This is a genomic window from Variovorax sp. P4_B11, from assembly GCF_056402355.1.
Genome location: NZ_JBFUHO010000024.1, coordinates 31,800 through 41,491, shown reverse-complemented (window position 1 = coordinate 41,491; position 9,692 = coordinate 31,800). Strand labels below are relative to the sequence as shown.

The window sequence follows — 9,692 nt, the reverse complement described above, 5'->3', positions numbered from 1 at the left end:
GACGATGGTGCAGGGGATCGAGCGACGATCTCCATGGTTTTGTTCACTCCAGTCCCGCCTTGTCGAGGCCGTAGGCCTTGTCGGCCGAGCCCGGCGCGGTCCGGAAGCCGACGCTGAGGCGGTTCCAGGCGTTGATCGCCATCACGACGAAGCTCAGGTCCGACAGCTCCTTTTCCGACAGCTGGGTGCGCACGCGGTCGTAGACCTCGTCGGGCACGCCGTGCTCGGGCAGCCGGGTCAGGATCTCGGTCCAGGCCAGCGCGGCGCGCTCGCGCGGGCTGAACAGGGTCGATTCGCGCCAGATCGGCAGATGGTAGAGGCGCAGTTCGCGCTCGCCGTGCAGCTTGGCTTCCTTCACGTGCATGTCGAGGCAGAAGCCGCAGCCGTTGATCTGCGAGGCGCGGATGTGCACGAGGTCCTGGATCTTCTGCTCGATGGCGCTGTCCTTCTGCAGCATGCTGAACTCGACGAATTTCTTGAACAGCGCAGGCGATTGCTGCATGGCGTTGATGCGTTGGGTCATGGTCACTTCCTGGAGCGCCCCAGAACGGCTGAGGCATCCGCTTGCGAAACTTCGCGGTATGGACGGATCTTCTTCATCCATACCCACAAGACGCGCCAGCTCGCCGGTTTGTGACAGACCCCGCCTCAATGGCCCTGGAAAGCCGCCGCCAGCCGCGCCAGTTTCTCGGGATTGCGCTGCACGTGGATGCGCGTGATGTGCTCGCCGTCGGTCTCGTACGACTGGGCAGATTCGAGCACCCCGTCGATGAAGCGCAGCAGCGCCCATTCGCCGTTGACCATCGCGAGCTCGACGCGCACGCCGTTGCCGAAGCGAAGGTGGGTGGCATAGAAGAGCTGCGCGATGCGCTGGCCGCCCAGCAGCGGCTTGCCGAAGCTCGGCACGATGCCGCCGCCGTCGCCGATCAGCTCGGCGTTCTCGGCCAGCATGCCGTTCATGGCCGCGAAGTCGCCGCGCGACAGTGCTTCGGCGAAGCCGCGCATCAGCTGGTGGTGCGTGTCGCGCGAGACCGCGAAGCGCGGCCGCGCCTCGCGCAGCTGCGTCTTGGCGCGGTGCACGATCTGGCGGCAGGCCGCCTCGCTCTTGCCGATGGCCTTGGCCACTTCGTCGTAGTCGGCGTCGAACACCTCGCGCAGCAGGAAGGCGGCGCGCGCCTCGGGCGCGAGGCGTTCGAGCATGAACAGGAAGGCCACCGAGACATCGTCCGACAGCTCCTTGGTCTGCTCGGGCGTCGAGGGCGCATCGGTCAGCACCGGCTCGGGCAGCCAGTAGCCGACGTAGTGCTCGCGCTGCACCTTGGCGGCGCGCAGCCGGTCGATCGAGATCCGCGTGGTGATGGTCACCAGCCAGGCCTCGGCGTTGTCGATGCTGGCCTGATCGGCTTCATGCCAGCGCAGCCAGGCGTCCTGCACCACGTCCTCGGCCTCGGCCACCGAGCCGAGCATGCGGTAGGCGATGCCCTGCAGGCGCGGGCGGAGGCGGTTGAAGGTGGCGGTGGGGTCGGTCATGTGCACTTCAGACGTTTCAGGTCCTCGTGTTGTGACAGGGGTTCGGCGCATCGTCGCCTCATTTCGATGCCAGCCTTGTTGGCCGTCCGCATGATCGTTTTCGACGCGCGCTGGGCATCGATCCGATCGCGGCGGTGCAGGCCAAACTTCAGGGTCGACGCCGTGAAGTATCCGGTCGACCGCGCGCGCGGCAGCCGCGAGAAGTACGACGAGTTCTGACCGTCTCCCGGGCATCCTTGATGCGGTAGTCGGGATAGCGGCCGAGCACCCTCTCTCGGCCGGCTGAAACCCTCACTCGATGTTCTGCACCTGCTCCCGCATCTGCTCCACCAGCACCTTCATGTCCACCCCGATCCGCGTCAGCTCCAGCGTGGCCGACTTCGAACCCAGGGTGTTGGCCTCCCGGTGCAGTTCCTGGATCAGGAAATCGAGCCGCTTGCCGATCTCGCCGCCCTTCTTCACCAGCCGCTCGATCTCGTCCAGGTGCGAGTCGAGCCGGGTCAGCTCCTCGGCGACGTCGATGCGGATCGCGAAGGCCGTGGCTTCCGACAGCGCCCGGTCCTGCGCCGCCTCGGGCGGGGTGGTGCCGCCGCCCAGGCCCATGGCCTCCGTCCAGCGTTCGAGAAAACGGGTGCGCTGCTGCTCGACCAGCTTGGGCACCAGCGGCAGGGCCTGGGCCGCCAGCTTGCGCAGCTGGCCCAGGTGGTCCAGCAGCATCTTGGCCAGCCGCGCACCTTCGCGCTCGCGCGCGGCCATCAGGGCTTTCACGGTCTTCTCGGTGAGATCGGTCAGCTCCGGCCCCCAGTCGCCCCGGGGCGCCGAATCCCCGGCCGCCAGCCGCAGCACGTCGGCCACGCTCAGGTCCCGCGCGCTCGGCAGCCAGGCCTTGATGGTGTCCTGCACCCCGTTCAGCCGCTGAAGCAGCCTGGGCGAGGGGTCGGCGACACCGGCGGTGGCGGTGTTCTCGATCGCCACCCGCAGCTCGACCTTGCCGCGTTTCAACTGCCCGGTGAGCAGCTCGCGCAGCGCCGGTTCGTGCTGGCGCAGCTCTTCGGGGAGCTTGAAGGTCAGGTCGAGGAATCGGCTGTTGACCGAACGGATCTCGACCCCGAGCCGGCCCGCTGGCTGGGGCCGTGCCTCGGTGTCGGAGTGGCTGCCCGTGGGGCCGTTCTGGCCGCTGGCATAGCCGGTCATGCTGTAAACTGGCATCGCGCCTCGCTGTGGTTTGTTTGCTTTTCACCGAGGGCTCGGCACGGCGTTCGCTTGCTGCACCATCGCCTTCGGGCGAAACTCCCGGATTATGTCAAAGGTCAAACCTTCGCCCCTGCTTCCCGACACCATGATCGGGGGCTACCGCGTCGTGCGGCGGCTTTCCGCCGGCGGTTTCGGCGTCGTCTACCTGGCCGTCGACACCGGCGGCCAGCAGGTCGCCATCAAGGAATACCTGCCCTCGTCGCTGGCCACCCGCGGCACCGGCGAGCTCGCCCCCCAGGTGCCGCCCGAAAAGCTCTCGCTCTACCGCCTGGGCCTCAAGAGCTTCTTCGAGGAAGGCCGCTCGCTGGCCCAGATCTCGCACGCCTCGGTGGTCAGCGTGCTCAACTTCTTCCGCGAGAACGAGACCGTCTACATGGTCATGAACTACCTGGAGGGCGCCACCCTGCAGGATTTCATCGTTACTGCGCGCGACCTGAAGAAGCAGAAAGTATTCCGCGAGTCGACCATCCGCTCGCTCTTCGACGAGATCCTGCGCGGCCTGCGCATCGTCCACCAGCACAAGATGCTGCACCTGGACATCAAGCCCGCCAACATCTTCGTCACCGACGACGACCGCGCCGTGATGATCGACTTCGGCGCCGCCCGCGAGGTGCTGTCCAAGGAGGGCAACTTCATCCGCCCCATGTACACCCCCGGCTTCGCGGCCCCCGAGATGTACCGGCGCGACTCGTCGATGGGTCCCTGGACCGACATCTATGCCATCGGCGCCTGCATCTACGCCTGCATGCAGGGCTACCCGCCCAACGATGCCCCCCAGCGCATCGAGAAAGACCGCCTCGGCCTGTCGCTCTCGCGGCTGCGCGGCATCTACTCCGACAACCTGATCGAGGTGGTCGAGTGGTGCATGTCGCTCGACCCCCTGTCGCGCCCGCAGTCGGTGTTCGCGCTGCAAAAAGAGCTCAGCCGCGAAGGCGAGCGCCGCTACACCAAGCTCACGGTCGGCGAGAAGGTGCGTCTTTCCATCGACAACATGCGCTCCTTCGAAAAGAAGGGCCTGCCCAAAGCCGCAGCACCCACTACACGACCGGCATGAAATTCTCGGTATTCCAGGTCAGCCGCAAAGGCGGCCGTCTCAAGAACGAAGACCGCATGGGCTACTGCTACACGCGGGAGTCGGGCCTCTTCGTGCTGGCCGATGGCATGGGCGGGCACCCCGAAGGCGAGGTGGCGGCCCAGCTGGCGCTGCAGTCCATCGCGGCGCTTTACCAGCACGAGGCGCGGCCGGTCGTCAAGGACGTCAAGGCCTTCCTGACCTCGGCGGTGATGGCCGCGCACCAGCAGATCATGCGCTACGCCGGCAACAAGGGCATGCTCGACACGCCCCGCACCACGGTCGTGGCGGCGGTCATCCAGGACAACACGGCCACCTGGATCCACTGCGGCGACTCGCGCCTGTACGTGATCCGCGACGGCGAGCTGCTCACCCGCACCCGCGACCACTCCCACGCCGAGCGCCCGCGTGCCAACGCCGGCCCCGAGCCGGTCAACCGCAACCTGCTGCTGACCTGCCTGGGCTCGCCGACCACGCCGCTTTTCGACGTCTCGGCGCCGCTGGCGCTGCAGCGCGGCGACCGCATCATGCTGTGCTCCGACGGCGTCTGGGGCGTGCTCGACGACGGTGTCATCGTGCACATCCTGTCGTCGGGCAAGCCGGTGTCTGACTCGGCGCCCGACCTGGCCGAGATGGCCCTGCGCAACGGCGGCAGCCACAGCGACAACGTCACGCTGATCGCGCTCGAATGGGAAACCCACGACGAGCTGGGCCAGAAGCGCGGCGTTTCCACCGACAGCATCAGCGACGGCGTGTTCGCCTCCACCATCCAGGCCGGCATGCCTTCCGACAGCGAGCTCGACGACCTCGACGACGACGCCATCGAGCGCTCCATCGCCGAAATCAACGAAGCCATCCGCCGCTCAGCCGCCCGCAAAGGCTGATGAATATGGCCCCCACGCTCCGTCACTTCGTGTACTCGCTGCCCCCCGAGGGGGCCGCAGGCCGCCTTGGGGCGGCCCGGCGCCGGCCGAATRTGGCCCCCRCGCTCYGTCACTTCGTGTACTCGCTGCCCCCCGAGGGGGCCGCAGGCCGCCTTGGGGCGGCCCGGCGCCGGCCGAATGTGGCCCCCGCGCTCTGTCACTTCGTGTACTCGCTGCCCCCCGAGGGGGCCGCAGGCCGCCTTGGGGCGGCCCGGCGCCGGCCTGTCGCGCTCGGGGCCTGAGTTTCTCCCCACCTTTTTCCGGATCACCATGACAGTTTTCGTTCGAAGCGGCGGCCGTGCGGCCGACCAGCTGCGTCCCGTGCGCATCACCCGCGGCTACACCATCCACGCCGAGGGCTCGGTGCTGATCGAGTTCGGCCAGACCCGCGTGCTGTGCACCGCCTCGGTCGAAGAGCGCGTGCCGCCGCACAAGCGCGGCAGCGGCGAGGGCTGGGTCACGGCCGAATACGGCATGCTGCCGCGCGCCACCCACACCCGCAGCGACCGCGAAGCCGCCCGCGGCAAGCAGAGCGGCCGCACGCAGGAAATCCAGCGCCTCATCGGCCGCTCGATGCGCGCCGTGTTCAACCTGTCGGCCCTGGGCGAGCGCACCATCCACCTCGACTGCGACGTACTGCAGGCCGACGGCGGCACCCGCACCGCGGCCATCACCGGCGCCTTCGTGGCCGCGCAGGACGCGGTCAGCAAGCTGCTGGCCGACGGCAAGATCGAGGCGACGCCGATCCTCGGCCACGTGGCCGCGGTCTCGGTCGGCATCGTCAAGGGCACGCCGCTGCTCGACCTCGAATACACCGAGGACTCGGCCTGCGACACCGACATGAATGTCGTCATGACCGGCGCCGGTCACTTTGTCGAGGTGCAGGGCACGGCCGAAGGCGTCGCCTTCTCGCGCGACGAGATGAACCAGCTGCTGGCCCTGGCCGAGAAGGGCATCGTCGAGCTGACCGCGCTGCAGACGCAGGCCCTGGCGGCCTGATGACTTGTGCCCCCTGGCGATGAAACTGGTTCTTGCATCCAACAACGCCGGCAAGCTGGCCGAGCTGCAGGCGCTGTTCGCGCCGCTCGGCGTCGAGCTGGTGCGGCAGTCCGAGCTCGGCGTCGGCGAGGCCGACGAGCCCTTCCGCACCTTCGTCGAGAACGCGCTCGCCAAGGCCCGCCACGCGGCGGCTGCCACCGGCCTGCCGGCCATCGCCGACGATGCCGGCCTGTGCGTCGAGGCCTTCGGCGGCCTGCCGGGCGTCGACACCGCCTACTATGCCACCCGGTTCGGCTACGCCAAGGGCGACGCCAACAACGTGCGCGCGCTGCTCGAGCAGATGGCCGGCGTGCACAACCGCCGCGCCGCGCTGGTCAGCACCCTGGTCGCGCTGCGCAGCGCCGACGACCCCGAGCCGCTGATCGCGGTCGGCCGCGCGCCGGGCGAGATCACCCGCGAGCCGATCGGCGACAACGGCTTCGGCTTCGACCCCGTGATGTTCCTGCCGCAGTTCGGCAAGACCTTTGCCCAGCTGCCCACCGACGTCAAAAACGCCAACAGCCATCGCGGTCAGGCCGCGCGCGCGATGCTGGCCCTGATGCGCGACCGCTGGCCCATGTCGTGAGCATCGTGATCCCGATCGCCACCGGCGCCGACGAGGCGGCCGACGGCGCGGCCGGCGCCAACGACGTGCTGCACCTGATGCGCCCGGGGCCGCTGCAGTTCGCGGCGCTGCCGCCGCTGTCGCTCTACGTGCACCTGCCCTGGTGCCTGCGCAAGTGCCCCTACTGCGACTTCAATTCGCACGAATGGCGCGACGACGCCACCGACCAGGCCCTGCCCGAGCAGCGCTACATCGACGCCCTGGTGGCCGACCTCGACGCCGCGCTGCCGCTGGTGTGGGGCCGCACGGTGCACACCATCTTCATCGGCGGCGGCACGCCCAGCCTGTTCTCGCCGGCCGCCATCGACCGCCTGATCGGTGACCTGCGGGCCCGCCTCAAGCTCGCGCCCGACTGCGAGATCAGCCTGGAGGCCAACCCCGGCACCTTCGAGCGCGACCGCTTCCGCGCCTACCGGGCGGCGGGTGTCACGCGGCTGTCGGTGGGGGTGCAGAGCTTCAACGACGCGCATTTGAAGGCGCTCGGCCGCGTGCACGACCGCGCCCAGGCCATTGCCGCGGTGGAAGAGGCCGCGGCCGCCTTCGACACCTTCAACCTCGACCTGATGTACGCGCTGCCGGGCCAGACCCTGGAAGGGCTCGACGCCGACCTGGGCCAGGCGCTGGCGCTGCAGCCGCCGCACCTCTCCGTGTACCACCTGACCATCGAGCCCAACACCTACTTCGCCAAGTTTCCGCCCGTGATCCCCGAGGACGACCTGGCCTACGACATGCTCGACCGCATCACCGAGCGCACAGCCGCCGCCGGCCTCCAGCGATACGAGATATCGGCCTACGCCCAGAGGGGGCATACCTGTGCGCACAATCTGAATTACTGGCAGTTCGGCGATTACCTGGGGATCGGCGCCGGCGCCCACAGCAAGTTGACGTTTGCGCACCGGGTGGTGCGGCAGGTGCGGTACCGGGAGCCGCGGCTGTACATGGACAACGCGATCGCCGGCCGTGCCGTTGCCCAGAGCGACGAGGTCGGCATCGGGGCCTTGCCCTTCGAATACATGCTCAATGCCCTGCGACTGAAGGATGGGTTTACGCTGGCGGAATTCGGCGAGCGCACCGGGCTGGCCATTACCTCCATCCAGCGCGGTCTCGAGGAGGCCGAGCGCAAGGGTTTGATAGAAAGAGACCTCGCACGCGTCTGGCCGACGACGCGTGGATTCGACTTTTTGAGCGACCTGCAGTCCATCTTCCTGCCGGACTGAACGGGGACAAAGCCATGGACCAGAACAACGACATCGAAGCCCTAGAGACAACGAGCAACGCCAGCATCAAGCGCCGCGCCCGCGGCCGGCCCAGCCCCGAGCAGGCGGCCGCGCTGCGCGAAGCCTTCCTGGCGGCGGCGCTGGAGTCCTTCCTGGACAAGGGCTACTCGGCCACCAGCATCGAGGCCATTGCCCGCGAGGCCGGCGTGGCCAAGATCACCATCTACCGCCAGTTCGACAACAAGGAAGCCTTGTTCCGCGAGGTGGTGCACCGCGCCGTCAGCGACGCCCGCGAGACCATGCAGAACACGCTGGTGCACCGCGTCAGCGACGAGCGGCAGGTGCTGCTCGACCTGGTCGAGCGCATGTACCTGAGCGCCACCGAGCCCAAGACCCTGGCGCTGATGCGCCTGGTGATCGCCGAGGCGGTGCGTTTCCCCGAGCTGGCCAAGTCGCTGTACGCCGAGAACAGCTACGTGTTGGCGCCGGTCGTCGAGTACCTGGCCGAGGCGCACCGCACGGGCCGGCTGCACGTGCCCCAGCCCGAGTTGGGGGCGGTGCAGCTGTCGACCCTGGCCTTCGGCGGGGTGCGCTTCTTCATTTCGAAGCCCCTGGCGGGGCCGGAAGAGCGGCGGGTGTGGGCGCAAGGCATCGTGGACCTGGTGCTGCGGGGGTGGGCGCCGGATTCGGCTGCGGAAGCGGCCCAAGGCTCAGACTAAAATCCCGACCCTGCCTTCCCGCGCGACGAAGGCAGTCCAGGAGAGTTGGGTGAGTGGTTTAAACCAGCAGTCTTGAAAACTGCCGACGGGCAACCGTCCGTGAGTTCGAATCTCACACTCTCCGCCGGCGGTCTCGCAGGCCGCACTCCAATGCATTCTTCCTAGTAGGAGCCCGGCGGCGGTGTCGTCACCATCTTGAAGCGTCGCGCCGAGGCGGTCATACCGACGAGTCTGGCTCGCGTGGCTCCGACCAGCCCGCCCACGGACGCCTTGAGTACATCCATCGCGGGTGAATCGCCCGGGTAGGCGGGCGACAACCCGCACCGGCGCAGGACACGGTTCACTTGGTGTACACGCGCGACCTTTCGCGTGACCGATGTGTAGAAGGTCACGCCGATCGAGATCGACACGCGATCGCCGGGGGAGGTCCAGTCAGGTTCGGAACGCGTCATGTGCGGCGAGGTGCTCGGGAAATAGACGCCGTCGCCCGGGCGCGCATGGAACTCTTGGCTGCGAGCGAGGAACTCTTCCTTGAAGCGCACCTTCCTGAGCGATTGGGTGACGATGAAATCCTCCACCGCGTCGGCCGCGACAATGGTCCGGTCCCGGTGATCCCAGACGTTCATGACCTTGCGCCCATGCAACTGCAGCCAGAAGTTGTTCTCGCGATCGATATGAAAAGGCGTCACGGAGGGCGGCGCCGACATGAAGACGAACCCATTCACTCGGAAGATGTCGGGCTGTTCAGGCTCGACGCTTCCTCGCATGGTGTCGACAATGTTGAAAAGCAAGGCCTGGTAGCGCGGAATGACTTCGATGTTGTAGAGGGCCACCGTCGAACTCGGCTCCTCCAGACGTTGAAAGAATTCGTCGATGCTGCGCCCATCAGGATGCCGGCTATCGTGCGCGATGACGGAGGCGACCGTGTTGCCGGGCCTCATGAATCGGCACTGATCAAAGCGCGCGAGCTCCTTGCCGAGCTTGACGAGTTCGGCAATTTGGAAGAGCGGGTGCTCGTGAAAATTGTGATGCAGCGCGGTGATTCTGTGCGTGGAAAAGGCGGCAGGATCATCCGCCCACACGCGATGCGCAGCCAATGGTGGTGCGGCAACATTGCTCATATTGCACATCGACCCCTCCAGTCCGATTCATCGAAACCGGGATACTTTCCGCTACAAAAATGATACGCAGCACGGCCCCGTTAGGGGGCGTAAATGAATACTTTTGTATTCGGGTTTTCACCGTTGTAAAGCTCGATCCGCATCTTGGGCGCTCGGCCGTTGCAGGAATTGCAACCGAAGCGCCTGGCGCTTC

Annotated in this window: 11 protein-coding genes and 1 tRNA gene; 8 read left to right on the top strand and 4 right to left on the bottom strand. The window is 67.3% G+C overall.

All coding sequences use genetic code 11. From position 1 onward, the window contains the following. Positions 1 to 43 precede the first annotated feature (43 nt). Complete coding sequence (locus AC1DYD_RS21140) at positions 44 to 523, bottom strand: carboxymuconolactone decarboxylase family protein (RefSeq protein ID WP_478174710.1); 480 nt, start codon at positions 521 to 523, stop codon at positions 44 to 46. Between the two features lie 125 nt (positions 524 to 648). Further along, positions 649 to 1,530: an RNA polymerase sigma-70 factor gene (locus AC1DYD_RS21135; protein WP_478174709.1), complete on the bottom strand. Its 882-nt coding sequence runs from the start codon at positions 1,528 to 1,530 to the stop codon at positions 649 to 651. Between the two features lie 90 nt (positions 1,531 to 1,620). Here AC1DYD_RS21135 and AC1DYD_RS21130 point away from each other — a divergent pair, with 90 nt between their 5' ends. Further along, positions 1,621 to 1,749, top strand: coding sequence for a hypothetical protein (locus AC1DYD_RS21130; RefSeq protein ID WP_478174708.1), 129 nt, complete (start codon positions 1,621 to 1,623; stop codon positions 1,747 to 1,749). Between the two features lie 72 nt (positions 1,750 to 1,821). Here the strand turns inward: AC1DYD_RS21130 and AC1DYD_RS21125 are convergent, their stop codons facing one another. Beyond that, positions 1,822 to 2,739, bottom strand: coding sequence for a YicC/YloC family endoribonuclease (locus tag AC1DYD_RS21125; RefSeq protein ID WP_478174707.1), 918 nt, complete (start codon positions 2,737 to 2,739; stop codon positions 1,822 to 1,824). Between the two features lie 91 nt (positions 2,740 to 2,830). Here AC1DYD_RS21125 and AC1DYD_RS21120 point away from each other — a divergent pair, with 91 nt between their 5' ends. From AC1DYD_RS21120 to AC1DYD_RS21090, 7 genes are all read left to right on the top strand, one after another. Next, positions 2,831 to 3,838 (top strand): serine/threonine protein kinase, encoded by a 1,008-nt coding sequence (locus AC1DYD_RS21120; protein ID WP_478174706.1) that lies wholly within the window; start codon positions 2,831 to 2,833, stop codon positions 3,836 to 3,838. Beyond that, the gene (locus tag AC1DYD_RS21115; RefSeq protein WP_478174705.1) at positions 3,835 to 4,740 is read left to right on the top strand and encodes a PP2C family protein-serine/threonine phosphatase; all 906 of its coding nucleotides are present in this window, start codon (positions 3,835 to 3,837) and stop codon (positions 4,738 to 4,740) included. Before AC1DYD_RS21120 ends, AC1DYD_RS21115 begins: the two co-directional genes overlap by 4 nt. 309 nt (positions 4,741 to 5,049) lie before the next feature. Further along, on the top strand, positions 5,050 to 5,778 hold the full coding sequence (gene rph / locus AC1DYD_RS21110) for a ribonuclease PH (RefSeq protein WP_478174704.1): 729 nt from the start codon (positions 5,050 to 5,052) through the stop codon (positions 5,776 to 5,778). Positions 5,779 to 5,797: 19 nt separating this feature from the next. Further along, entirely contained in the window at positions 5,798 to 6,403 is a 606-nt protein-coding gene (rdgB, locus tag AC1DYD_RS21105) for an RdgB/HAM1 family non-canonical purine NTP pyrophosphatase (protein WP_478174703.1), read from the top strand. 77 nt (positions 6,404 to 6,480) lie between these two features. Beyond that, positions 6,481 to 7,659 carry a radical SAM family heme chaperone HemW gene (gene hemW / locus AC1DYD_RS21100; RefSeq protein WP_478174764.1) on the top strand — a complete coding sequence of 393 codons (1,179 nt, stop codon included), beginning with the start codon at positions 6,481 to 6,483 and terminating at the stop codon, positions 7,657 to 7,659. A 14-nt stretch (positions 7,660 to 7,673) separates the two neighbouring features. After that, positions 7,674 to 8,378: a TetR/AcrR family transcriptional regulator gene (locus AC1DYD_RS21095; protein WP_478174702.1), complete on the top strand. Its 705-nt coding sequence runs from the start codon at positions 7,674 to 7,676 to the stop codon at positions 8,376 to 8,378. A gap of 39 nt (positions 8,379 to 8,417) precedes the next feature. Then, a tRNA-Ser gene (locus AC1DYD_RS21090) sits at positions 8,418 to 8,502 on the top strand. Between the two features lie 37 nt (positions 8,503 to 8,539). Here AC1DYD_RS21090 and AC1DYD_RS21085 read toward each other — a convergent pair. Continuing rightward, complete coding sequence (locus tag AC1DYD_RS21085; protein WP_478174701.1) at positions 8,540 to 9,499, bottom strand: JmjC domain-containing protein; 960 nt, start codon at positions 9,497 to 9,499, stop codon at positions 8,540 to 8,542. Between the last annotated feature and the right edge of the window lie 193 nt (positions 9,500 to 9,692).